General features: G+C 64.9%; 26 protein-coding genes. 8 read left to right on the forward strand and 18 right to left on the reverse strand.

Translation table 11 applies throughout. From position 1 onward, the window contains the following. Positions 1-15: 15 nt before the first annotated feature. Entirely contained in the window at positions 16-972 is a 957-nt protein-coding gene (locus QCE62_RS00775; protein ID WP_309806975.1) for a nitronate monooxygenase family protein, read from the reverse strand. A gap of 241 nt (positions 973-1213) precedes the next feature. On the opposite strand from QCE62_RS00775, the gene QCE62_RS00780 reads away from it, so the two are divergent. Next, positions 1214-2104, forward strand: a complete 891-nt coding sequence (locus tag QCE62_RS00780; RefSeq protein WP_309913193.1) for an alpha/beta hydrolase — start codon at positions 1214-1216, stop codon at positions 2102-2104. 191 nt (positions 2105-2295) lie between these two features. Here the strand turns inward: QCE62_RS00780 and QCE62_RS00785 are convergent, their stop codons facing one another. The 4 genes from QCE62_RS00785 to QCE62_RS00800 are packed head-to-tail and all read right to left on the reverse strand — an operon-like array spanning position 2296 to position 5246. Beyond that, positions 2296-3219 (reverse strand): MBL fold metallo-hydrolase, encoded by a 924-nt coding sequence (locus QCE62_RS00785; RefSeq protein ID WP_309913196.1) that lies wholly within the window; start codon positions 3217-3219, stop codon positions 2296-2298. Further along, positions 3216-3773 carry a MaoC family dehydratase N-terminal domain-containing protein gene (locus QCE62_RS00790; protein ID WP_309919519.1) on the reverse strand — a complete coding sequence of 186 codons (558 nt, stop codon included), beginning with the start codon at positions 3771-3773 and terminating at the stop codon, positions 3216-3218. The genes QCE62_RS00785 and QCE62_RS00790 overlap by 4 nt, the downstream gene beginning before the upstream one ends. 35 nt (positions 3774-3808) lie before the next feature. Further along, positions 3809-4306: a YbaK/EbsC family protein gene (locus QCE62_RS00795; protein WP_309806979.1), complete on the reverse strand. Its 498-nt coding sequence runs from the start codon at positions 4304-4306 to the stop codon at positions 3809-3811. A 16-nt stretch (positions 4307-4322) separates the two neighbouring features. After that, positions 4323-5246 carry a hydroxymethylglutaryl-CoA lyase gene (locus QCE62_RS00800; RefSeq protein WP_309913199.1) on the reverse strand — a complete coding sequence of 308 codons (924 nt, stop codon included), beginning with the start codon at positions 5244-5246 and terminating at the stop codon, positions 4323-4325. Positions 5247-5691: 445 nt separating this feature from the next. Here QCE62_RS00800 and QCE62_RS00805 point away from each other — a divergent pair, with 445 nt between their 5' ends. Genes QCE62_RS00805 through QCE62_RS00820 form a run of 4 tightly spaced genes read left to right on the forward strand, consistent with a single transcriptional unit; the run spans position 5692 to position 7479 of the window. Continuing rightward, positions 5692-6162: a hypothetical protein gene (locus QCE62_RS00805; RefSeq protein WP_309913202.1), complete on the forward strand. Its 471-nt coding sequence runs from the start codon at positions 5692-5694 to the stop codon at positions 6160-6162. After that, positions 6098-6625, forward strand: coding sequence for an SDR family oxidoreductase (locus QCE62_RS00810; RefSeq protein ID WP_309913205.1), 528 nt, complete (start codon positions 6098-6100; stop codon positions 6623-6625). Before QCE62_RS00805 ends, QCE62_RS00810 begins: the two co-directional genes overlap by 65 nt. A 27-nt stretch (positions 6626-6652) precedes the next feature. After that, complete coding sequence (locus QCE62_RS00815) at positions 6653-6937, forward strand: SDR family oxidoreductase (protein ID WP_309913207.1); 285 nt, start codon at positions 6653-6655, stop codon at positions 6935-6937. Next, entirely contained in the window at positions 6934-7479 is a 546-nt protein-coding gene (locus QCE62_RS00820; protein WP_309913209.1) for an SDR family oxidoreductase, read from the forward strand. The genes QCE62_RS00815 and QCE62_RS00820 overlap by 4 nt, the downstream gene beginning before the upstream one ends. Positions 7480-7536: 57 nt before the next feature. On the opposite strand, the gene QCE62_RS00825 is transcribed toward QCE62_RS00820, so the two are convergent. The 9 genes from QCE62_RS00825 to QCE62_RS00865 all read right to left on the reverse strand — a co-directional run bounded on the left by QCE62_RS00825 (position 7537) and on the right by QCE62_RS00865 (position 16401). Continuing rightward, positions 7537-8478 (reverse strand): glyoxylate/hydroxypyruvate reductase A, encoded by a 942-nt coding sequence (locus QCE62_RS00825; RefSeq protein WP_309913212.1) that lies wholly within the window; start codon positions 8476-8478, stop codon positions 7537-7539. 12 nt (positions 8479-8490) lie between these two features. After that, positions 8491-9558, reverse strand: coding sequence for a biotin synthase BioB (bioB, locus tag QCE62_RS00830; RefSeq protein WP_309913215.1), 1068 nt, complete (start codon positions 9556-9558; stop codon positions 8491-8493). A 4-nt stretch (positions 9559-9562) separates the two neighbouring features. Next, complete coding sequence (bioD, locus tag QCE62_RS00835) at positions 9563-10264, reverse strand: dethiobiotin synthase (protein WP_309913218.1); 702 nt, start codon at positions 10262-10264, stop codon at positions 9563-9565. Continuing rightward, positions 10261-11451: an 8-amino-7-oxononanoate synthase gene (gene bioF, locus QCE62_RS00840; protein ID WP_309913222.1), complete on the reverse strand. Its 1191-nt coding sequence runs from the start codon at positions 11449-11451 to the stop codon at positions 10261-10263. Before bioF ends, bioD begins: the two co-directional genes overlap by 4 nt. Beyond that, entirely contained in the window at positions 11448-12755 is a 1308-nt protein-coding gene (locus tag QCE62_RS00845; RefSeq protein WP_309913225.1) for an adenosylmethionine--8-amino-7-oxononanoate transaminase, read from the reverse strand. Before QCE62_RS00845 ends, bioF begins: the two co-directional genes overlap by 4 nt. Positions 12756-13052: 297 nt before the next feature. After that, complete coding sequence (locus QCE62_RS00850; protein WP_309913227.1) at positions 13053-14309, reverse strand: prolyl oligopeptidase family serine peptidase; 1257 nt, start codon at positions 14307-14309, stop codon at positions 13053-13055. Positions 14310-14648: 339 nt separating this feature from the next. After that, positions 14649-15083, reverse strand: a complete 435-nt coding sequence (locus QCE62_RS00855; protein WP_309913229.1) for a YchJ family protein — start codon at positions 15081-15083, stop codon at positions 14649-14651. Continuing rightward, the gene (locus QCE62_RS00860; protein ID WP_309913232.1) at positions 15080-15685 is read right to left on the reverse strand and encodes a glutathione S-transferase family protein; all 606 of its coding nucleotides are present in this window, start codon (positions 15683-15685) and stop codon (positions 15080-15082) included. The genes QCE62_RS00855 and QCE62_RS00860 overlap by 4 nt, the downstream gene beginning before the upstream one ends. Positions 15686-15723: 38 nt before the next feature. Continuing rightward, positions 15724-16401, reverse strand: coding sequence for an SDR family oxidoreductase (locus tag QCE62_RS00865; RefSeq protein ID WP_309913235.1), 678 nt, complete (start codon positions 16399-16401; stop codon positions 15724-15726). 180 nt (positions 16402-16581) lie between these two features. On the opposite strand from QCE62_RS00865, the gene QCE62_RS00870 reads away from it, so the two are divergent. Genes QCE62_RS00870 through QCE62_RS00880 form a run of 3 tightly spaced genes read left to right on the forward strand, consistent with a single transcriptional unit; the run spans position 16582 to position 17511 of the window. Beyond that, the gene (locus QCE62_RS00870; protein WP_309913237.1) at positions 16582-16848 is read left to right on the forward strand and encodes a hypothetical protein; all 267 of its coding nucleotides are present in this window, start codon (positions 16582-16584) and stop codon (positions 16846-16848) included. Beyond that, positions 16848-17105, forward strand: a complete 258-nt coding sequence (locus QCE62_RS00875; RefSeq protein ID WP_309913241.1) for a hypothetical protein — start codon at positions 16848-16850, stop codon at positions 17103-17105. Before QCE62_RS00870 ends, QCE62_RS00875 begins: the two co-directional genes overlap by 1 nt. Beyond that, on the forward strand, positions 17092-17511 hold the full coding sequence (locus QCE62_RS00880) for a type II toxin-antitoxin system VapC family toxin (protein ID WP_309913244.1): 420 nt from the start codon (positions 17092-17094) through the stop codon (positions 17509-17511). The genes QCE62_RS00875 and QCE62_RS00880 overlap by 14 nt, the downstream gene beginning before the upstream one ends. A gap of 51 nt (positions 17512-17562) precedes the next feature. Here the strand turns inward: QCE62_RS00880 and QCE62_RS00885 are convergent, their stop codons facing one another. Genes QCE62_RS00885 through QCE62_RS00900 form a run of 4 tightly spaced genes read right to left on the reverse strand, consistent with a single transcriptional unit; the run spans position 17563 to position 21825 of the window. After that, positions 17563-18756 carry an acetyl-CoA C-acetyltransferase gene (locus tag QCE62_RS00885; protein ID WP_309913247.1) on the reverse strand — a complete coding sequence of 398 codons (1194 nt, stop codon included), beginning with the start codon at positions 18754-18756 and terminating at the stop codon, positions 17563-17565. Beyond that, entirely contained in the window at positions 18749-19540 is a 792-nt protein-coding gene (gene can / locus QCE62_RS00890) for a carbonate dehydratase (protein WP_309913249.1), read from the reverse strand. Before can ends, QCE62_RS00885 begins: the two co-directional genes overlap by 8 nt. Before the next feature lie 31 nt (positions 19541-19571). Beyond that, positions 19572-21374, reverse strand: coding sequence for a bifunctional isocitrate dehydrogenase kinase/phosphatase (gene aceK / locus QCE62_RS00895; protein ID WP_309913252.1), 1803 nt, complete (start codon positions 21372-21374; stop codon positions 19572-19574). A gap of 28 nt (positions 21375-21402) precedes the next feature. After that, positions 21403-21825 (reverse strand): MerR family DNA-binding transcriptional regulator, encoded by a 423-nt coding sequence (locus QCE62_RS00900; protein ID WP_309913256.1) that lies wholly within the window; start codon positions 21823-21825, stop codon positions 21403-21405. Between the last annotated feature and the right edge of the window lie 104 nt (positions 21826-21929).

Below are 21929 nucleotides of genomic sequence, written 5' to 3' on the forward strand. Positions count from 1 at the left end.
ACCGGAAAGCGAAACTCAGCCGATCGCCAGCCGCGCTTTCGCGTCGTCGTATTCGCTCTTCAGCCGGGCGACGAGTTCCGCGACGCTCGGCACGTCGCTCATCAGTCCGACTCCCTGTCCCGCGCCCCAGATGTCCTTCCACGCCTTCGCCTTGGGATCGGCGAAATTCATCGCGGTCTTGTCGGAGACGGGCAGCGCGTCGGGGTCCAGGCCCGCGTTGACGATGCTCTCGCGAATGTAGTTGCCGTGTACGCCGGTGAAGAGATTGGTGTAGATGATGTCGGCGGCATTCGCCTCGACGATCGCGCGCTTGTAGCTTTCCTGCGCATGCGCCTCCTGCGTGGCGATGAAGCGCGTGCCCATGTACGCGAGATCGGCGCCCATGGCCTGCGCCGCCAGAATCGAGCCGCCGTTGGCAATGGCGCCCGACAGCACGATGGGACCGTCGAACATGCGCCGCACTTCGCCGACGAGCGCAAAGGGAGAGGTCGTGCCCGCGTGTCCGCCCGCGCCGGCCGCGACGAGGATCAGCCCGTCGACGCCGGCTTCGAGCGCCTTCTGCGCGTGCCTGATATTGATGACGTCATGCAGGACGATGCCGCCATACGAGTGCACGGCGTCAATCATTTCCTTGACCGGCGCGCGCAGGCTCGTGATGAAGATCGGCACCTTGTGCTCGACGCATACGCGCACGTCCTGTTCGAGCCGTGCATTCGACTGGTGAACGATCTGGTTCACCGCAACCGGCCCGATGACCGCGTCGGGATGGGCTGCCTTGTGCTCGGCGAGCGACGCCTGGATCTGCGTGAGCCATTCATCGAGCATTTCGGCGGGGCGGGCATTGAGCGCCGGGAACGATCCGACGATGCCTGCCTTGCACTGCGCCAGCACCAGTTCCGGATAACTGACGATGAACATGGGCGAACCGACGACCGGCAAGGCAAGGTGCTGCAGGATGGCGGGCAGGGCCATGGCACGAGTCTCCAGAAAGGGGCGCGAGCGGTGTTGAGTGATTTTACGAGCAAGGGTCGCGTTGCGGCACGCACGATCGCGTGCCGCGAACGGTCGTTCGATTGTAAATGAAACAGGCTGCGTGACCACTCGGGGCGTTCCCGAAGAAGTCTTCGGTTTTGCGGTTTCATGGCGCTGCCGCCATCAGTCACGGAAGCCCCGCGCCTACAATGTTCCGCAACGCCACGAGCCCATAACAACCATGTCTTTCGCAGACTACGAAACGTTCAGCGTTGCTGCAGGAGACGTCGATATCGTCGGAATGAAGGGCGGCGACGGTCCTCCGCTGCTGCTGTTGCATGGACATCCGCAAACTCACGAGATCTGGCATCGATGTGCCGATGAACTGGCTCGCCATTTCACGGTGATCGCCACCGATCTGCGCGGTTACGGCGCATCGGGCAAGCCGCCCAGCGACGCGCGGCACACCCCCTATTCGAAGCGCGCGATGGCCGCCGATCAGGTCGCGGTAATGCGCCATTTCGGCTTCGAACGTTTCCTGGTGTGCGCGCACGATCGCGGCGCGCGGGTCGCTCATCGCATGGCCCTGGATTTTCCCGACGCGGTGGACCGGCTGATGCTGCTGGACATCGCGCCGACGCTCGCCATGTATGAAGCCACTGATCGCGCCTTCGCGACCGCGTACTTCCACTGGTTCTTCCTGATTCAGCCGGCGCCGTTGCCGGAACTGCTGATCGGCGGCAATCCCGACGCCTATATCGAGCGCGTGATGGGCAACCGTCACGCAGGCCTCGCGCCGTTCGCGCCGCATGCGCTGCAGGCGTATCGCGACGCGCTGAAATCGCCGGGCGCGATCTTCGGCATGTGCGAGGACTATCGCGCGTCGGCGGGCATCGACCTCGAACACGATCGCGCCGATCTCGAGCGCGGCCTGAAGATCGGCTGTCCGTTGCGCGTGCTGTGGGGGCAGGAAGGCGTGATCGCGCAATGCTTCGATGCGCTTGCCGAGTGGCGGCGCGTCGCGCGCGACGTGAGCGGCCGCGCATTGCCGTGCGGGCACTATATTCCCGAGGAACAGCCGGACGCCTTGCTCGCCGAAATGCTCGCGTTCTTTGCCGCCGAATCCGCCTGAACCGCGCAACGGAACATCGTCTTACACGGGGTCAGGTGAGCGAAAATGTTCTGTAGGGAAAGCACCGATGCACGTGAAAATGTGTCGCGCTACGATACGCTGGACGTTGATCACGTCCCTATGATTCCGCCGCTTGCCGTAGCTGACAAGCGGCTTTCTTTTTGAGCGCGTGGTCCTGGCAATGCGCCTGTTCAGGCCGCCGACACACACTCGCCGCTCACCTTCACCGCACCGCTGCGCGCCAGTTCCCCGACGATCTTCTCCAGCAACGCCCGCTGTTGCGCGGCAGGCGCGAGCGCTTCGGCGGCGGCGCGCATCGCGCGGGCCTCCGCGGTCATCGCGACGATGGCGTCGAGCGTCATCGTGCGGACTTCCATCAGCCGGAACACGATCAGCACCTTGAGCGCGTTCTTCGCGTTGCGGGCCGGGTCGGCTTGCAGATAGTCGAGCCGCGACACGGCGGTGTCGAGTGCGCGGGCGACGTCGGTGAACGGCGCGCCATGGCCCGGAATCACGACATCGATATCGAGCGTGGCGATCAGATCCAGCACCGCGCGCGCTTCCACGAAACCGCTCTCGCCTTCCAGTTCCGGAAAGATCACCCCGAAGCCGTTTTCCCACAACGCGTCGGCGCTGATCAGCACGCGCATTTCCGGGCAATACAGCATCAGCGAATGCGGATCGTGACCCGGCGCGCCGAGCGCGTTCCACGCGAAGCCGCCAAGTTCGAGCGTCGCGCCCTGCGCGAGCGTGCCGCTCAGGGCGAAGCGCTCGCAGTGCTGGCCGGTCGCGCGAAAGGACAGCGCCTCTTCGTCCCAGGCGCGCACGGCCTGCGCGTCGCCGGCGGGCACCAGCGTGTCGCACGCGTAGATCCGTTGCAGCAGCGCGTTGCCGCCGCAGTGATCGGAATGAAGATGTGTGTTGACGATCAGGTCGAGCGGACGCGCGCCCAGTGTCTGCTGCACCAGGGCGAGCGTCTGCGGCGCGTGCGCGGCATAGCCGGTGTCGACGACGGCCGTGCCTTCGGCGCTCGCGAACAGCACGTTGTTCGACGAGAGCCAGCCCCGTTCGAACACCGTCATGACTTCACGCAGCGGCTGCGGCAATGGATTCATGTCGTGCGCTCCAGCGGCATCACGACGATGGTCGCGGTCGCCTCGATGACCGTCTCGCCGGACTGATTGCGCGCACTGCCTTCGAGCTTCACCAGGTCGCCGTTGAGGCTGGCTTTCCATTTCGCGTCGATGACTTGCCAGCGCATCGTCAGCGTGTCGTTCGCTTTCACCGCGCGCCTGAGACGGATGCCGAACTCGAGGCCGAGCGGCTGCGCGAAGGTCGAGAAATGCGCGGCGATCAACGCCATCAGATGCGCGGTCGGCTGCGTACCCGACGCGATCAGCGAGCCGAAACGGCTGGCGCGCGCGTAGGCGTCGTCGTGATGCAGCGGGTTCGTGTCGTTGACGAGCGTGGCGAACTGCCGGATGGAGTTGGGCGGCAGCGTAAGCGTCGCTTCGAACGATGCGCCGATCGTCACGACACGCGCACCCTGGCGACGGCTCTCCACGCGCGCCAGCACCGCGCGTTTCTCGCTGTCGCCGCACGATGCCCAGGCGGCGATCTCGTCGATGGTGCGCAGGCAGCCTTCGCAGAAACCCGTTTCCGGATTCATGCGGCAGACGTCCACGCACGGCGACGCCACGTCGCTCATGATTCCGCGGTTTCGCGCAGGGCGACGTCGGCCACCGGCGCGCCGGTCAGCTCGATCAGTTCCTGCGGCGACAGATTGAACACCGCATGCGGATGACCGGCCGCGGCCCACAGGCTGTCGAGCGCGAGCAGGTCGGCGTCGATCAGCGTGACCGGCTCGACCGCATGGCCGATCGGACAGACGCCGCCGATCGCGTAGCCGGTCTTCTCGCGCACGAACTTCGCGTCCGCACGCGCCAGTTCGCCCACGCGCGCGGCCACTTTCGCTTCATCGACGCGATTCGCGCCGCTCGCGATCACCAGCACGGGCGCATCGTCCTTGCGCCGGCGAAACAGAATCGACTTGGCGATCTGCGCGACCGAGCAGCCGAGCCCGGCCGCCGCTTCGGCCGAGGTCTTGCCGGTCTCGGGCAGCATCACGACATCATGCGGATGGCCGCGTTCCTTGAGTAACAGCGCGACGCGGCGCGCGGATTCAGGCAATTGATCGATCATTGGGGTTTTCCGGAGGTCAGACACAGGCTGCGGCGCCGTCGCGTTTCCTGGTGAGGAGCGCGCGGCCCGCGCGCGAAGAACTGGTCTTGCCGATCGCGCGCGAAATGAAGTCACCGATCTCGATGAGTTCATCGAGGTCGATGCCCGTCTCGATGCCCAGGCCGTTCAGCAGATACACGACATCTTCCGTCGCGACGTTGCCCGTCGCGCCCTTCGCGTACGGACAGCCGCCCAATCCCGCTACCGACGCGTGAAAGATCTCGATGCCTTCGAGCAGCGACGCATAGACATTGCCGACGGCCTGACCGTAGGTATCGTGAAAATGGCCGGACAAGCGCTCGCGCGGAAATGCCTTCGATGCCGCCGCCATTACTTCGCGCGTGCGCTTCGGCGTGCCGACGCCGATGGTATCGGCGATATCGATTTCGTCGCAGCCGAGCGCCTTGAAGCGTTCGACCACATCCAACACGGACGCGACGCTCACTTCGCCCTGATACGGACAGCCGAGTGCGCACGAGACGCTGCCGCGCAGACGGATGCCCGCTTCCTTCGCGGCCAGCGCGACCGGTTCGAAGCGCGCGACGCTCTCCGCGATGCTGCAATTGATGTTTTTCTGCGAGAAGGCTTCGCTGGCCGCGCCGAAGATCACGATTTCGTCGGCTTGCGCTTCGAGCGCGCCTTCGAAGCCGCGCATGTTCGGCGTGAGCACGGAGTAGATCGTGCCCGGACGACGCTCGATGCCGGACATGACGGCGTTGGCATCGGCCATCTGCGGCACCCATTTGGGCGACACGAACGAGGTGGCCTCGACATTCACGATGCCCGCCCGCGCGAGCCGGTTGACGAGTTCGATCTTGGTCTCGGTGGGCACGAACTCTTTCTCGTTCTGCAGGCCGTCGCGCGGCCCGACTTCGACGATCTTCACTTTGGCTGGAATCATGCTTGTCTCCTGAAGAGGATTGTGGCGCGTGGCGCTTGCCGAATCATGATGCCGCCATTTTCCGGTTTACTCGCCGCGATTGCCAGAGAAGACTTTTTTGGCAGCAATTCAAGGACTCGGGCAGTGACCGCCGTTGGCAAGCACGTCGCCTGCAATGCACTCGCATGCATGCGGCGATGTGGACGCTCACGGCAGCCGCGAACGCCGAGACTGCGATAAACCTGAGCGAAGTCAATCGCATTGTGCAAATTCGTCCCGCCACGGGGTCGCTCGGCAGAGGGCTTAAACAAAATCCGGCCTCCGAAGTGAAACGTATCGACGGTACATACCGTGTCCGGTCTGTTCTCGAGGCTTTCACTTCGCTTTTACGCGACCCGAAGATGAGGCAGCTCAATGAGATTCGACTTGCTTCCACTCACCGAAACTCAGGCGCGGGCCGTCAGGCATGCCGTCCCGGCCTCTGGTCGGCGCGCGGTGTTTTGATTGCCAGGCGTGCCCGACAGCGAACGTCTCGCGCGCGCTGACACGGGTCGCCGAACAATGCCAGGCCTTGCGCTGGCGCGTCGTCGACAGCGAGGACGGACCACGGTATCAGGTGCACGAGTACGGGCTCAACAAGCTGGAAGTCATCGATCTCGACGTTGCCGACGAGTTGGGCGTGATATCGACGATCAGCATGCTCGGCGACCGTCCCTTGCGGATCGACACAGGCGCGCCGTGGGCAATGACGTTGTTGCGTGGCCAGACAGCAAGCTTCCTGGTGTTCGTCTGTCATCCGGGCCTGCTCGACCGCTTTTCGCTGCAGCCGCTCTTTCGCGCTTTATCCCAAGCGTTTTCGGATGAGCCGGTCGATGCAAGACTCAGTCTCGATCAGCAAGCCTTGGCTTCTGCAGATCGACACAGTCGGTCGCGATGACCATTTCTTCCACGCCGGCGGGAATTCGCTGCTCGCTACACGCATGCAGGCCCGGGTGCTTGCCCGTACCGGACTTGCATTCCAGATGTCCGCGTTCTACCGGTCGCCGACGATCTCGGGGCTCGTGGCAGGCGCAGCGCGGGACGACATCGCGCGGGCCGTCGCCGATGCTGCTGCTCCGGTTGCTCCGGACGTCGGTACTCATCGCGAAGCGGGCGCGAAGTCGATACGCAACGTGATCGTGACCGGCGCGAGCGGTTTTGTCGGCATTCATTTGCTGAGTGAACTGACGCGTCAGCTCGACCGGGTGTTCTGCCTGCAACGCTGTGACACGGCTCGTGCGGGGCATGCGCGGCTCGAGCGCGAAGCGCGCACCGCGGGACTCGCGATCGACTTCACGCACATGGAGGTCGTGCAGGCGGATCTGACGCTGCCCCAGGCCGGCCTTTCCGACGCGGACTGACACCGTCTTGCGGGCGAAGGCGATGCCGTGTGGCATTGTGGCGCGCACGTGCACCATCTGCTTGGCTACAGCAGCCTGAAGGCGGCGAATGTCGACAGCACGGAAAACCTGTTGCGCCTGGCCGTGACCACACGCCGCAAACCGTTCTGCTTCGTCTCGACCATGTCGGTGCCGCTGATGCTCGAAGGCGTAGCGAGTGCGGAGGAACAGGTCGGCACGGAGCGGCCGGCCTCCGACAATGGCTATCTGCTGGGCAAATGGGTCAGCGAGCAGCGTGTCGCCGCCTATGCCCGCGCAGCGGGCTGCCGGTGACCATCGCTCGCATCGGCAACGTCACCGGCCACAGCAAGAGCGGCTACAGCAACTATCGTAACGATCACTTCTGGCTGTTCAACCAGAGCTGTGTGCAATTCGGCGCGTACCCGGACAACGGACAGACGATCGAGATGACACCCGTCGACGTGCTCGCGCGAGCGCTTGGCGCGCTTGCGCTCCATCCGCGTGCCGGATTGCACGTCGCGAACCTGCAGAACCCGGCGCGGATCGGACAGCGTGAATGGTTCGACGCGTTGAGCAAACTCGGGCTCGTCGCGAAGGCGGAAGCACCCGGCGAGTGGCAACTGCGTCTTGCGGGGCAGGATGCGTCGAGTGGCCTCGCGCTGCTGCGCGAGTTCTACACCGGCGACCTGTCCTGGCACGACACGCCGGTTGAGCAGGCCGGCACGATCGCCTTGCTCGCGCAATTCGACATCGATCTGACGGCGGACTACGCGCGCCTGATTGATGTCTATACGTGCTATTTGCTGGGCGAGCGGTTCTTCACGGTGAAGGAGGCGGCTCTCGCCGCTACGTGATCATCGCCCGGGCAAGAGGGGTGGGCGCGGTCTGTTCGGCCGGTCCGCGCCCCGGTCTTAATATCCGCGCCCGATATCGACGATGCCGCTGATCGGTTCGCCGCGTGCCAGCGCCCGGATCTTGCCGGCGATCTGCACGATGCTCTCCTTCTGCAGCGTTTCCGCCGCAATGTGCGGCGTGACCGACACGCGCGGATGCGTCCAGTACGGATGATCCTGCGGCAGCGGTTCGGTGTGGAACACATCGAGCGTCGCGGCGGCGATCTGGCCGCTGTCGAGCGCGGCGAGCAGATCCGCATCGACGAGATGCGGGCCGCGCGCCAGGTTCACCACGTAGGCGCCGCGCGCGAGCCTGCCGAACGTGCGAGCGTTCAGGATACCCTCGGTGTCCGGCGTATGCGGCAACAGGTTGATGAGCACCTGTACGGTGTCGAGGAACGTGTCGAACTGCTCGTGTCCCGCGTACACCTGCACGCCTGCGATGTCCTTGGGCGAACGACTGTAGCCGCGCACCGGCACGCCGAGCGCAAGCAGGCGCCGCGCGACTTCCGCACCCAGCACGCCGAGACCCAGCACGCCGACCGTGAACGACTCGCGCGCGTGCTGCTCCAGCTTCTTCCAGCGCCCTTCGCGCTGCAGCAGATCATATTCGTCGAAGCGGCGCAGATAGCGCAGCACGCAGTAGACCGCGTACTCGATCATCTGCTGCGACATGCCCGTGTCTTCCAGGCGCACGAGCTGCGCATTCGGCGGCAGCGTGCCCGGCTGCTGGCGCTCCACGTCGAGGATCGCATCGACGCCGGCGCCGAGATTGAACACCGCCTTCAGGTCCGGACGGTTCGCGAACAGCTCGCGCGGGGCGCGCCAGACGATTGCGTAATCGGCGGGCGCGGTGTCGCCGGGCGTCCAGACGCGCAGGTCCGCGTCCGGCAACTCTCGTCGCAGGCCGCCCAGCCAGCCGTCGAGATCGGCGTTCTGCTCGTAGAAGATGATTTTCATGAGCGCGCCTGATCAGTTCGCGTGCGTGTGCGCATGCGAGTGCGCAGGCTCGTGACCGCAACCGCGTTCCGCCTGCTCCGCGCCGGCATGCTGCGCGTGCTGGGCGCGCATGCCCAGCCGCTCGATCAGCTTGCGGTCGGCTTCCGCTTGCGGATTGCTCGTGGTCAGCAACTGATCGCCGTAGAAGATTGAATTCGCGCCTGCTGCGAAGCACAGCGCCTGCAGGGCTTCGTCCATTTGTTCGCGGCCGGCGGAGAGGCGCACCATCGCCTTCGGCATCGTGATGCGCGCAACCGCGATCGTGCGCACGAACTCGAACGGATCCAGCGCTTCGGTGCCGGTGAGCGGCGTGCCCGCGACCTGCACGAGATTGTTGATCGGCACGGATTCCGGATACGGGCTCAGGTTGGCGAGCTGCGAGATCAGCCCCGCGCGTTCGCGGCGCGATTCACCCATGCCCACGATACCGCCGCAGCACACGTTGATGCCCGCGTCGCGCACGTGTTCGAGCGTATCGAGGCGGTCCTGATAGGTACGCGTCGAAATGATCTGGCCGTAGAACTCGGGCGACGTATCGAGGTTGTGGTTGTAGTAGTCGAGGCCGGCGTCGCGCAGCCCTTGCGCCTGATGCGCTTCCAGCATGCCGAGCGTCACGCAGGTTTCGAGGCCCATCGCCTTCACGCCGCGGATCATGTCCTTGATCGGTTCGAGGTGACGGTCCTTCGGATTGCGCCACGCGGCGCCCATGCAGAAGCGCGTCGCGCCGTTGGACTTGGCGATTTCGGCCGACTTCAGCACCTCGTCGACATCCATCAGCTTCTCGGCCTTGAGGCCGGTGTCGTGATGCACCGACTGCGGACAATAGGCGCAGTCTTCCTCGCAGCCGCCGGTCTTGATCGACAGCAGCGTGGACAGCTGCACGGCGTTCGGATCGAAGTGTTCGCGATGCACGGTCTGCGCGCGATACAGCAGGTCGTTGAACGGCAGGTCGTACAGCGCGACGACATCGGCGACGCGCCAGCGTTGCAGCGGTTGCGGAGTGAGCGTGGCGGTCGTCTCGGTGGCGGTGTGCTGGGTCATGAAATCAATCCTTGTGTTGAAGCGGGTGTGTCAGGGCGCCGATGTCGAGCGCGGCGGCGGCGCGGCTCGCATCTGCCGGCGCGAGATGCGGGATGACGCCGAGCAGCGGCGCGTGCAGGCGTTGTTCGAGTGTGGCGATGTTCTCGTCGGGGTAGAGCATGTCCGGGTCCACGCCGTTCGCGACCCAGCCGGCGAGCGTCAGGCCGCGCGCGGCAATCGCTTCGGCGGTCAGCAGCGCATGGCTGATGCAGCCGAGCCGCATGCCGACGACGAGCACCACCGGCAGATTCAGCGCGACGGCGAGATCGGCGGTGTCGTGCGTGTCGTCGAGCGGCACGAGAAAGCCGCCGACGCCTTCCACCACGACGACATCCGCCTGCGTCACGGCGAAGCGATGCGCCTCGACAATGCGCCCGATATCCAGCGCGATGCCTTCGCGCGCGGCGGCGATATGCGGCGCGATCGGCTCGCGCATCATGAACGGCGTGCGGATCTCGTTCGGCAACGCGACGTTCGCGGCTGCGTCCAGTTGATCGGCGTCTTCGTTGTGCAGCACGCCGTCGCGCAGGACGGCGCCCGAAGCGATCGGCTTCATCGCGGCGGCGCGCAGTCCGGCGCGCGCGAAGCCGTGCAGCAACGCGGCGGAGACGAGTGTCTTGCCGATCTCCGTATCGGTTCCGGCGACGAAAAAGGACAAGGCGGTCATAGCGTGGTCAAGGCGTGGTCGAGGCGCGCGAGATCGTCCTCGTTGTGCGCGGCGGACAGTGAAATGCGCAGGCGCGAGGTGCCGGCGGGCACGGTCGGAGGACGGATCGCGGGTACCCAGAGGCCCTGGCGGTCCAGCGCAGCGGCAATGTCGAGGGTCTCGTCGTTGCCGCCGATCACGAGCGGCTGCACGGCCGTATGGGAATCGACCGGCAGCCAGCGCGTGCGTTTCAGCATCGCGCGCGTGGTGTCGATGAGCGCGGCGAGAAGCGTGCGGCGCGCGTCGCCTTCCTCGCCCGCGATGATCTTCACGCTCGCCGACACCGCATGCGCAACCGCCGGCGGCGACGCGGTCGTGAAGATGTATGGACGCGCGCGCTGCACGAGCCATTCGATCACCGTCTCATGCGCGGCAACGAACGCGCCGGAGACGCCCGCGGCCTTGCCGAGCGTGCCGACATAGACGAGATGCGGCGAACGCAGCGCGAGTGCGGCGAGCGCGCCGCGCCCTTGCGGGCCGAGCACGCCGAAGCCGTGCGCATCGTCGACGATAAGCCACGCGCTGTAGCGTTCCGCCAGCTCGACGAGACGCGCGAGCGGGGCGATGTCGCCGTCCATGCTGAACACGGTGTCGGTCACGATGAGCCGGGTCGCGGCTTCGTCGCGCGAGGCGTCGAGCATGGCGTCGAGCGCTTCCATGTCGGCGTGCGGATAGATCTGCGTCTGCGCGCGCGCCAGCCGCACGCCGTCGATGAGTGACGCGTGGTTCAGCGCGTCCGAGAACACCAGCGTGCCGCGTCCGGCGAGCGCGGTGACGATCGCGAGATTGGCCATGTAGCCGGTGCTGAAGTACAGCGCGCGCGGGTTGTCGACGAAGCCGCCCGAGAACGCGGCAAGCTCGTCCTCCAGACGCGCGTGCGCCCGGGAATGGCCGCCGAGCAGGTGCGAGCCGCCGCTGCCCGCGCCATACAGCGCCGCGCCTTCGGCCAGCGCCGCCCGCAGCGCTTCATGCGCGGCGAGACCGAGATAGTCGTTGCTCGCAAATCCGATGATGTCGCGGCCATCCACATTCAGATGCGCCGAGCACGCGCCGTCGATGATCTTGCGGCGACGCCGCAGACCGCGCGCGTCGATGTCGGCGAGGCCTTGGTTCAGCGTGTGATAAAGCGCCTGCGAGGTGTCCTTCATGCGGCCTCTCCGGCCAGCGTGGCATCGAGCGTCTCGCGTGTGCGGCTTGCGAGCAGCAGCAGTTCGTCATCGCTCAGGATGTACGGCGGCATCAGATAGACCGTCTTGCCGATCGGCCGCATCAGCAGTTCGCGCTGCAAGCCTTGCGCGAAGAAACGGCGCGAGAACGTGGGGTCGTCGGTGCTCACGTCGAACGCGAAGATCGTGCCGCGCTCGCGCAGTTTGCTCACGCGCGGATGCGCGGCGAGCGGCTGCAAGGCTTCGCGCAGCAAAGCCGACTTGCGGCGGTTCTCCGTCAATACGGCGTCGCGCTCGAACAGGTCGAGCGTGGCGAGTGCCGCGCGGCAGGCGAGCGGATTGCCCGTGTACGAATGCGAATGCAGGAAGCCGCGCGTGACGTCGTCGTCGTAGAAGGCGGCGTAGATCTCGTCGCGGGTCAGCACGATGGACAGCGGCAGGTAACCGCCGCTGATGCCCTTCGACAGGCAGATGAAATCCGGCCATATGCCGGCCTGCTCGCACGCGAAGAACGTGCCGGTGCGGCCGCAGCCGACCGCGATTTCATCGGCGATCAGATGCACGTCGAACGCGTCGCACAGTGCGCGCAGGCGCGTGAGATAGGACGCGTCGTACATCGCCATGCCGGCGGCGCACTGCACGAGCGGCTCGACAATCACCGCCGCCAACTGCGGCGCGCGTTGTTCGAAGAGCGTGCGCATGGCGTCGAGCGCCGCGTCTTCGCCGACCGCCGCCGGCGACGCCACCACATGCGCGTGGCGGACCAGCGGGTCGTAGGCGTCCTTGAAAAGCGCGACATCGGTCACGCCGAGCGCGCCGATGGTTTCGCCGTGATAGCTGTTCGCCAGACATGCGAACTCGCGCTTCTCGCTCCGGCCGCGATTGCGCCAGGCGTGAAAGCTCATCTTCAGCGCGATCTCGACGGCCGACGCGCCGTCCGATGCGAAGAAGGCGTGGCCGAGCGTGTGCTGCGTCAGTGCCGAAAGACGCTCGGCCAGTTCGATGGCGGGCGCATGCGTGCAGCCCGCGAGCATCGCGTGTTCGAGCGTGTCGAGTTGCTCCTTGAGCGCCCGGTTGATGTCGTCGTTCGCGTGGCCGAAGAGATTGACCCACCACGAACTGATCGCATCGAGATAGCGCGTGCCCTGCGGATCGTAGAGCCACGCGCCCTTGCCGCGCGCGATCGGTACGAGCGGCACGCGCTCGTGATGTTTCATCTGGGTGCACGGATGCCACACGGCTGCGAGCGAGCGGGCAACCCAGTCCTGATTGGCTTCGATAGTCAAAAACAGCTCCAGGGCCCGCGCGCGCAGCGGGCCGGATGCGTCGCGCAGGCGTTGGGCGCCTGCGTGGCGGTTGAATTGCGGGGGAAAACTGCGCCCGTCAATTATCGCTAAAAGCGCCGCCACCTTCCGTAATCGGAAGGTTTTTGGGCCGCGCACCTGCGCGCAATGGAAATGCAAGAAAACGCTATGGCCCGTAACTTCGCCGATTTCGTCGCCTAACCGGACGATCGGGCGCTGAAGATGTGAAAACGCCGGCGCGGAGGCCGGCGTTCGAAAGACAGCAGAAGCGGTGAAGCGTCAGCGCGATGCGGTCTGCGTCTGGGCCTGCTGATCGTTCCAGACCACACGGTTGTTCACCGCGTACAGCTTGCACGGGTCGGCGCTTTGCCGTTCGCAGCTGGCAATGGCCACGGCCATCGGGTCGTCACCGCCTTCGGCCCACGACCACGCGCCGGAATCCGACACGGCGAACGCGCGGCTCGAGTACTGCGACAGGAAATTGCGATAGCCCGCACGGCCGTTTTCGTCGATGAACGGCACGGCTTGCACCGAGTCGAGGTTGGCGAAGTCGCTGGCCTTCGGCATGCTCGGCTCCGACACCTGGTACTGCACGGCAGTCGGCATGCCGATCTGCGTGAGAAAGGTCTTCACGCGCGGCCACCAGATCTGCACGCCGTCGCGGTCGCCGACCAGACGATGCGCGTCGTTCTTGTAGTTGCCGAAATCGATCAGGTTGGCGCGCGCGCCGTGCGACGTGAAGGCCGTGAACATCTGCGCCGACAGATCGCCTTGCCAGACCGAGTCGTTGTCGCCGTAGAGCCACAGCGACGGCAGGCGCACGTTCTGGCCGTAGTCGCCGAACGCGCTGACGAGATTTTTCTGCCAGCCTTCGCATTCGTCCTGGCGCAGGCCGCCGGAGAAGTTGATGAGGCCGCGCACGCCCGGGGCGGCGATGGCGTCGCGCGCGCCGTAGGCGATGGTCGTCAGGCCGCCGTGCGAGGTGCCCGCCACGACGATATGCGTCTTGTCGACGTACGACTGCGCGCTCATGTAGGCGACCGTCGCGGCGACGTCCTCGGCCTGCGCGAAGCCGTTTGCTTCGACATCGCAGCCGTGACCCGCGTAGTCGCCGCCCGAACCTGCGAAGCCGCGACGGTTCGGCACGACCACGACATAGCCGTGACGCACGAATTCACGGGCCAGCGCGACCGGCCGGTTGCGCGGCTGCGCGTGCGAGTCGCCGGGAAGCTTGCCGTGATTGAAGACGATCATCGGGAACGGGCCCGCGCCGTCCGGCTTGAACACGGTGGTCTGGAGCGCGATGTCGGCTTCGGGGATCTCGATGACGGCTTCGTTCAGGCCGCTCGCGGCGGCGGGAAGGCCGGCATCGAGGGAATCGGGAATCTGCGGAAGCGCCTGGCCAAATGCGGGAGCCTGGAGACCTTCGGACTGACGTACCCCGCCGATGGGTTCGGCGCGCGCGCCGGATGTGACGAACGACGTCGCGAGCGAGCACACCACGCTGCATCCGACTAACCAGGTTCTGATCGCCATCCGTGAACTCCGACCGCACTTTCCAAAGAGACATTGATACGGCTTGGCCCCAACGTGCGTTTTGAAGTCACAAACCTGTCGCGCTGCTCTGCTTGAGCAGTATCGGTTGCGGTGTCCGGGAGTCATGCCCTGAACAGGCATGACAAATGGTTTCAAAACAGGACTTCAGTACGGGGCTTCGCTGCGAGCGCCGGGCGCGAGAATGACTGCGCCCTGACCTGAACAGATTAACTGTTCAAAATTGCGCTGCACAATAAGCGTTACCCCGTAACTGTTTAATCTGAAAGGATTATCAGGAAATTAATACCGTGGTATGGCGCACATTTCTTAAAGGCATATTTACTTTTCACTAACCTGGCCGTCGACGTAAATCCAGTCGCCGGCGCTGTTCCGCTCGAAGCGGCTCGCCTCATGAAGACGATGCGCCCGGCCACCCGTCTTGTAGCGTGCGACGAACTCTACTTCCGCGTGCGCTTCGTCGATCTGCTGGTGGCGCCGGATCTGCAAGCCGAGCCAGCGGGTGTGGGTGGTGTCGGAGGCATCGAGGTCGGGCGGGCAGGTCGACGCAGCCCAGGTGGCGCGCAGCCAAGCCGTGTTGCCGAGCACGTAGGCGGTGTAGCGCGAACGCATTAGTTCCAGCGCGGTGGCGGGCTTTTCTCCCTGTTCGATAAAGCGGCCGCAGCAGGTTTCGTAACGCGGCGCGGGCGCCTTTGGTGCGTTAGGTCGAGCATCTGGCGCCGCGCCGCCGCAGGGGCATTCCACAGGCGCAATCATTCGACCCCCGGCATCGCAACGTAACGCGGCTGCGCGCGCACGCGTTCGAGCCACGCGCGGATGGCCGGATAGTGCGACAGGTCTACGTTCGCTTCATCGGCGACATGCGTGTAGGCGTAGAGCGCGATATCGGCGACCGTGTAGCGCTCGCCGACGAAGAACGTCCGCGTCGCGAGATGCTGTTCCATCACGTCGAGCGCGCGGTAGGAGCCGGCGATCCTGTCGGGAAGGCGCGCGTCGTCGGGCTGCTTCAGGAATTGCAGGATGAAGCGCGCGACCGCGATATACGGCTCATGGCTGTATTGCTCGAAAAACATCCACTGCAAGACCTGCGCGCGTTCCAGACGGTCATCGGGCAGGAGCGGCGTGCCATCGGCGAGATAGCACAGGATGGCGTTCGATTCGGACAGGATCGTGTGTTCGTCGATGATGAGCACCGGCACCTTGCCGTTCGGATTGATCTTGCGAAAGGCCTCGGTGCGGGTCGCGCCGTTCATCATGTCGACTTCATGCCAGACATAGGGCAGGCCCAGTTGTTCGAGCGCGAGGCGCACCTTGTGGCAATTGCCGGACGGCGAGACGCCGTGTACTTGATAGGTCACGAGCGGGTTTCCTTTCATTACCTTCGAATTTTGTCTGATCACCACTCGAGCTTCGTGCCGTCGTACTGGACGAAGGTTCCGTTGAACTGATCGCGCATGGCGCCGGCTTCGGCGATCACGGCGCGCATGCCGGACACGCTGTGCGCGACGTCGATCGCCGCGCTCGACCCGCCCATTTCCGTACGCACCCAGCCGGGATGCAGCGCGATGCAGGTCGAGTGCCGCGATTCGAGCGACGCCGTCTTCAACGCCGAATTGAGCGCCGTCTTGCTCGCGCGATAAAGCCAGCCGGTCGTGCCGCTCGCCTCGCCGATGCTGCCCATCTTGCTCGACACGACCGCGAGCACACCATGGGCGGCGTCGGTGAGCGGCAGGAGCACGGGGATCAACTGCATCGGGCCGCGGACGTTGGTGTGCATGACCTGATCGAAATCGTCGGCGCTGATCGTCTCGACGCCTTCGCTGCGCGGTCCGTAGACGCCCGAGACGAGGATCGCGACATCGATGCGCTCTTCGTCGAGCTGCCACGCCAGGGCGCCGATCTGCTCGGGCTGGGTGACGTCGACGGAGAAGGTCTGCGCGCCGAGCGCGTCGAGGGCGGAGAGCGCGGCCTTGTCGCGGGCGGTGGCGAGCACGCGCCAGCCGTCGCGGCAATACTCGCGTGCGAATTCGTGGCCGAGGCCGCGGGAAGCGCCGACGATCAGGACGGTTTTCATGGGCGAAGTTTTCCTTGGGGAGTTGGATTTTCGGAATATAGCGCGTGAGAAGCGCTTGCGCTTCGGCTAGGATGCGTCGGGGGATGAACGGGGCGGAACCTGGCCGTCCGGATGACTAGTCATGCTGATTGATTTCGCGAAAGATGAAGCGTCCGGGGCCGCTTTGGGGGGAGGAAGGTGATGGATAGAGTGGAATTCAAGGTTGTGCAGAGTGAGTGGCCGGCTCACATCAGGAAGGAATGGGTCGAGGAGTTGCGCGCGGAGGTCAAGGCCGAGCGCGAAGCGCTGGCATTGGCTCGGAAAATTCTGGGAAAGGAGGATCCGCCGGATCTGAACGAGCGCTTCATCGACCATCTCATAAATTTTCCTGGGATCGATTGTGAGGACGAGATCTTCGCGCGGTATCCGAATGAACCGTCCGTGGTTGCCACGGAAGGAGGAAAGTAATGGATAGAGTGGAATTCAAAGTTGTGAAGGGTAAGTGGCCGTCTTGGCTCAGCAAGGAATACGTTGAAGAGCTTCGCGAGCGCGGGAAGCCCAGGCGTGAAGCGCTGGCATTGGCTCGGAAAATTCTGGGCAAGGAGGATCCGCCGGATCTGAATGAGCGCTTTATCAACGCTCTTTTGAATTTTCCCGAGATCGACTGCGAAGACGACATCTTTGCAAGACATCCCGGCCGGGGAGACTCGGATGTATCTGGCTGACACGAACGTCATCAGTGAGACGGGACGACTGCATCGCGCGAACAAAGGCGTTCGCGCGTTCTTCCGGCAGGCTGAGATCGACAAACGTGACATTCACCTGTCGGTTATCACCGTTGGAGAACTTCGCCGTGGCGTGGAGCAGCTCCGTCGGCGAGTCGACTCTATGCAGGCCGGGAGGATCGAAGCCTGGGTGAAGAATGTCCTGGTCGAATACGAAGGCGAGTTTCTGTCGGTCGATCAGGAAATCGGTGACCTGTGGGGCAAGATTCGTTCGCAGCATCCGGAGCCTGCTGTGGACAAGCTCATCGCTGCGACGGCAATCTTCCATGGCCTCACCGTCGTCACGCGTAACGTCCGGGACTTCGATGTAACGGGCGTAGACGCGATCAACCCCTTCGACGACTGACGCGACTGGGGGCCGGTCCGGCACGCACTCCAACCAGACCGGCCGCGACACTCAAACCATCTCCAAGCCCATCGCCGTCGCTTCCCCGCCGCCGATACACAGACTCGCCACCCCGCGCTTCAACCCGCGCGCCTTCAACGCGCCGAGCAGCGTTACCAGAATCCGCGCCCCGGACGCACCGATCGGATGCCCCAGCGCACACGCACCGCCATTCACATTCACCTTGTCGTGCGGCAGATCGTGCTCGCGCATCGCGGCCATCGTCACCACGGCGAAGGCTTCGTTGATCTCGTACAGATCCACGTCCCCCGCGCGCCAGCCGTTCTTCTCGAACAGCGCGCGAATCGCCCCAACGGGCGCCGTCGTAAACAGCGCCGGCTGTTGTGCGAACGTGCTGTGCCCGACGACCCGCGCGAGCGGCGACACCCCCAGCCGCTCCGCCGTCGATTCACGCATCATCACGAGCGCGGCCGCGCCATCGGAGATCGACGACGAATTGGCCGCCGTCACCGTGCCGTCCTTCGCGAACGCCGGCTTGAGCGACGGGATCTTCTCCACGTTCGCCTTGAACGGCTGCTCGTCGCGCTGGATCACGACGTCGCCTTTCCTGCCCTGCACCGTCACCGGCGCGATCTCCCAGCCGAACGAACCGTCTTCGTTCGCCCGCCGCGCGCGGTTGAGCGATTCGATCGCGAACGCATCCTGCGATTCGCGCGAGAACGCATACGATGACGCACACTGCTCCGCGAACGTGCCCATCAGACGGCCTTTCTCATACGCGTCCTCGAGTCCGTCGAGGAACATGTGGTCCAGCACCTGGCCGTGTCCCATGCGCATGCCGCCGCGCGCCTTCGGCAGCAGATACGGCGCGTTGGTCATGCTCTCCATCCCGCCCGCGACGATCACCTCGGCCGAGCCCGCCAGCAGCATGTCGTGCGCGAACATCGCGGCGCGCATGCCCGAGCCGCACATCTTGTTGATGGTCGTGCAGCCGGTGGCGAGCGGCAGGCCGGCGCCGAGCGCCGCCTGACGTGCGGGCGCCTGCCCCTGTCCGGCCGGCAGCACGCAGCCCATGATCGCTTCCTGGATCTGCTCGGGCGCGATGCCGGCACGCTCGCGCGCCGCGGCGATCGCCGCCGCGCCCAGCTGCGCCGCCGTCAGCGACGCGAATTCGCCCTGAAACGCGGCCATCGGCGTACGCGCCGCTGCCACGATGACTACCGGATCCCTGCGTGTCTCACTCATGTTTGAGCTCCTTGATGACGCCTTGAATGACGGAGGGAACGTCGCCCAGACGCGCGGCCTGCGCCGCATCGGACGCGAGGACGTCGTTCTCCGCGGAATGCGCGCCGCTGCGGCTCATCGCGGCGATGCACGACTGATACACCGGATCGACCTCGGCCGGCGCGCTGATCATCATGCCCATGTTGCGCAGCCGGCCATCGTGCACGCCGTAGGTCCAGCCATGCACGGTGAGCGTCTGGCCGCGCGCCCATGCATCGCCGACGATGGTCGTGCGGCACACGTTGATGGCCTGCTCGATCGTGTTCAACTCCACCAGCCGGCGATGCCGCGCCTCGCCCATCGGCCATTCGTCGAGCAGCGCGGCGTGCTTCTCGCGCACGTCCTCGACATGACGCAGCCAGTTGTCGGCAAGGCCCACGCGCCGGCCCACCAGCGCCGCGCCCACGCCCGAGCAGCCGTAGTGACCGACGACCATGATGTGCTTCACCTTCAGCACATCGACGGCGAACTGGATCACCGACAAGGCATTGAGATCCGAGTGCACCACCACGTTCGCGATGTTCCGGTGCACGAACACCTCGCCCGGCGGCAAGCCGATGATCTGATTGGCCGGCACGCGCGAGTCCGAGCAGCCGATCCACAGATACTCGGGCGCCTGCTGATGCGCGAGGCGCTGGAAGAACTCGGCGTCTTCCGCCAGCTTGCGCTCGACCCAGCTCTGGTTATTCGAGAACAGATGGGCGAGGGGATTGGAAGCGTCGTCGTGGTCGTGATTGGAGTTCATGTTCGATAGTCGATGCAGGGATGCGCGGCCTTCAGGCGCCGGGCGCATCCGTTCGACCGGATGCGCCGAACCGTTCCGGATAGCGGACGCAGAATCGGACATCCCGGTCATAGGGAAAAAAGTCGGCGAGTTCGCCACGCAGCAACTGCTCCTTGTGACGCTGCCAGAGCGCGGGATCGAAGAAATCCGCGTGATGGCGCATGAACGCTGCGCGCACGCGCGGATCGCCGAGCAGAAACGTGCCGTACGTCTCGGGAAAGATGTCGTGCGGCCCGACGGTATACCACGGTTCGCCGGACAGCTCGTCTTCCTCGTGGCGCGGCGGCGGCACGCGGCGGACGTTGCAGTCAGTCAGGTACTCGATTTCATCGTAGTCGTAGAACACCACGCGGCCATGACGCGTCACGCCGAAGTTCTTGTACAGCATGTCGCCGGGGAAGATGTTCGCCTGGATCAGCTGCTTGATCGCGTCGCCGTATTCCTTGATGCCGTGCTCGATCGCTTCGTCGCTGCCGTTCTGCAGGAACAGGTTGAGCGGCACCATGCGGCGCTCGATATATACATGGCGGATCACCAGGTTGTTCCCTTCATATTCGATCATCGACGGCGCGTCGCGCTCCAGTTCGCGGATCAGCGCGTCGTCGAGGCGCGCGAGCGGCAGCGCGACGCTCGAATATTCGAGCGTGTCGGCCATGCGGCCGAGGCGGTCGTGCCGTTTCACGAGCTGATAGCGGTCCTGGATCTTTTCGCGCGTGGTTTCCTTCGGCGGCGGGAACGCGTCCTTGATGAGCTTGAACACATACGGAAACGAGGGCAGCGTGAAGACGATCATCACGAGGCCCTTGATGCCGGGCGCGACGATGAAGCGGTCGCTCGAATGCGACAGATGGTGCAGCAGGTCGCGATAGAAATCGTTCTTGCCCTGCTTCTGCAAGCCGACCGACGTGTAGATCTCGGCCTTCGGCTTGCGCGGCATGATGGTGCTCAGGAACTGCACGAACGCGGACGGCACTTCCATGTCAACCAGAAAATACGAGTGCGAGAAGCTGAAGATGATCAGCACCTGCTCGGGCGACAGCAGCACGGTATCGAGCGCGAGCTGCCCGGGGTGCGCATGACGGATCGCGATGGTGAACGGCAGCAGCGCATCGCCGTTGATGATGCGGCCCACGATATACGCCGCCTTGTTGCGGAAGAACAGCGACGACAGCACATGAATCTGGAAGTTGGGCGCGGGCGTGAGCGTGCCGAATGCGTCGCGCAGCGCCGCCAGGATGCACTGCACGTCGCGCGTCAGGTCCTCGAACGGCGTCTCCAGCTGGAAGTTCGTGACGATGCGTTCGAGCGTCCCGGCAAGCCCGTCCTTCTCCGGGTAATACGCGCGATACGTGGGCTTCGCGGCGGGCTCGTCGTTCTCGATGTATTCCGTCGAGATTGCGGGCCGCACGAAGATGAAGTCGTTGTTGAAGTACGAGCGATGCAGGATCTTGCAGCACACCGAGTTGAAGAAGGTCTCGGCGCACTCGGGTTGACGGTGTGTCGTCAACAGGCCGATGTAGTGCAGCTTGATCTGCTGCCAGACGTCGTCATCGATGTTCTCGGCGTCATATTCGTCCTCGAGCCGCATCACGCATTCCGCCACGCGCTCGTCGTAGGACGCGATGCGATCGCGCGCCAACTGCTGCAAGGCCGGCCAGTCGCCGCGCTCGAACAGCGGCTTGGCGCGGATGGCGGCGTCGCGGAACACGCGGTAATGGCGATCGAATCCTTCGAGCATCGTCTGCGCGACGTCGAAGCCGATTTGCGACGAGAGCAGCTTGGGGAAGTGATTCATGCCGGCGTGCGCCTCCGATGCAATCAGTTCATGCCGCCCTGGGCTTGCGCGGACGCTTTTCCGTGCCCGCCGTGAGCAGCGCGCGGCCCTGTTCCTCGTAGGCGGCGAGTTCGGCCAGCGTCGTGTTCAGGTCTTCCAGCTGACGTTCGAGCACTTCCCGGTGCGCCGCGATGGTATCGACGAAAGCCTGCAGCTGCGTGTTCGTGCCGGTGGGCGAGTCGTACAGATCGAGCAGCGTGCGGATTTCCGATAGCGTGAAGCCGAGGCGCTTGCCGCGCAACGTGAGCTTCAGACGCGTGCGGTCGCGCGGCGAATACACGCGCCGCAAGCCGTTCGACCCCGCGCGCTGCGGCGCGAGCAAGCCCTGATCTTCGTAGAAACGAATGGCGCGCGGCGTGACGTCGAACTCGCGCGCCAGGTCGGTGATGGTGTAGTGCGTCGGTTGAGTCATCGCGGCCGGCAGCGCAAAAGCGCACGCAACGTTAGAATGGACGTTTACGTTATCGTCAACTTCGCCAGATTGCAACGCGGCGCAAACCCGGAGGCAAGGACCGA

It is taken from the genome of Caballeronia sp. LZ033 (assembly GCF_031451265.1).
GTDB lineage: Bacteria > Pseudomonadota > Gammaproteobacteria > Burkholderiales > Burkholderiaceae > Caballeronia.

What these genes read in the sequence shown, in the direction of transcription:
- QCE62_RS00810 (WP_309913205.1), top strand. Translation starts at nt 6,098, where the DNA reads ATGCAAGACTCAGTCTCGATCAGCAAGCCTTGGCTTCTGCAGATCGAC.
- QCE62_RS00865 (WP_309913235.1), bottom strand. Translation starts at nt 16,401, where the DNA reads ATGAAAACCGTCCTGATCGTCGGCGCTTCCCGCGGCCTCGGCCACGAA.
- QCE62_RS00900 (WP_309913256.1), bottom strand. Translation starts at nt 21,825, where the DNA reads ATGACTCAACCGACGCACTACACCATCACCGACCTGGCGCGCGAGTTC.
- QCE62_RS00795 (WP_309806979.1), bottom strand. Translation starts at nt 4,306, where the DNA reads ATGATCGATCAATTGCCTGAATCCGCGCGCCGCGTCGCGCTGTTACTC.
- QCE62_RS00785 (WP_309913196.1), bottom strand. Translation starts at nt 3,219, where the DNA reads ATGAATCCATTGCCGCAGCCGCTGCGTGAAGTCATGACGGTGTTCGAA.
- QCE62_RS00780 (WP_309913193.1), top strand. Translation starts at nt 1,214, where the DNA reads ATGTCTTTCGCAGACTACGAAACGTTCAGCGTTGCTGCAGGAGACGTC.
- QCE62_RS00825 (WP_309913212.1), bottom strand. Translation starts at nt 8,478, where the DNA reads ATGAAAATCATCTTCTACGAGCAGAACGCCGATCTCGACGGCTGGCTG.
- QCE62_RS00880 (WP_309913244.1), top strand. Translation starts at nt 17,092, where the DNA reads ATGTATCTGGCTGACACGAACGTCATCAGTGAGACGGGACGACTGCAT.
- can (WP_309913249.1), bottom strand. Translation starts at nt 19,540, where the DNA reads ATGAACTCCAATCACGACCACGACGACGCTTCCAATCCCCTCGCCCAT.
- QCE62_RS00855 (WP_309913229.1), bottom strand. Translation starts at nt 15,083, where the DNA reads ATGATTGCGCCTGTGGAATGCCCCTGCGGCGGCGCGGCGCCAGATGCT.
- bioD (WP_309913218.1), bottom strand. Translation starts at nt 10,264, where the DNA reads ATGACCGCCTTGTCCTTTTTCGTCGCCGGAACCGATACGGAGATCGGC.
- QCE62_RS00875 (WP_309913241.1), top strand. Translation starts at nt 16,848, where the DNA reads ATGGATAGAGTGGAATTCAAAGTTGTGAAGGGTAAGTGGCCGTCTTGG.
- QCE62_RS00800 (WP_309913199.1), bottom strand. Translation starts at nt 5,246, where the DNA reads ATGATTCCAGCCAAAGTGAAGATCGTCGAAGTCGGGCCGCGCGACGGC.
- QCE62_RS00870 (WP_309913237.1), top strand. Translation starts at nt 16,582, where the DNA reads ATGGATAGAGTGGAATTCAAGGTTGTGCAGAGTGAGTGGCCGGCTCAC.
- aceK (WP_309913252.1), bottom strand. Translation starts at nt 21,374, where the DNA reads ATGAATCACTTCCCCAAGCTGCTCTCGTCGCAAATCGGCTTCGACGTC.
- QCE62_RS00790 (WP_309919519.1), bottom strand. Translation starts at nt 3,773, where the DNA reads ATGAATCCGGAAACGGGTTTCTGCGAAGGCTGCCTGCGCACCATCGAC.
- QCE62_RS00885 (WP_309913247.1), bottom strand. Translation starts at nt 18,756, where the DNA reads ATGAGTGAGACACGCAGGGATCCGGTAGTCATCGTGGCAGCGGCGCGT.
- QCE62_RS00850 (WP_309913227.1), bottom strand. Translation starts at nt 14,309, where the DNA reads ATGGCGATCAGAACCTGGTTAGTCGGATGCAGCGTGGTGTGCTCGCTC.
- QCE62_RS00775 (WP_309806975.1), bottom strand. Translation starts at nt 972, where the DNA reads ATGGCCCTGCCCGCCATCCTGCAGCACCTTGCCTTGCCGGTCGTCGGT.
- bioB (WP_309913215.1), bottom strand. Translation starts at nt 9,558, where the DNA reads ATGACCCAGCACACCGCCACCGAGACGACCGCCACGCTCACTCCGCAA.
- bioF (WP_309913222.1), bottom strand. Translation starts at nt 11,451, where the DNA reads ATGAAGGACACCTCGCAGGCGCTTTATCACACGCTGAACCAAGGCCTC.
- QCE62_RS00805 (WP_309913202.1), top strand. Translation starts at nt 5,692, where the DNA reads ATGCCGTCCCGGCCTCTGGTCGGCGCGCGGTGTTTTGATTGCCAGGCG.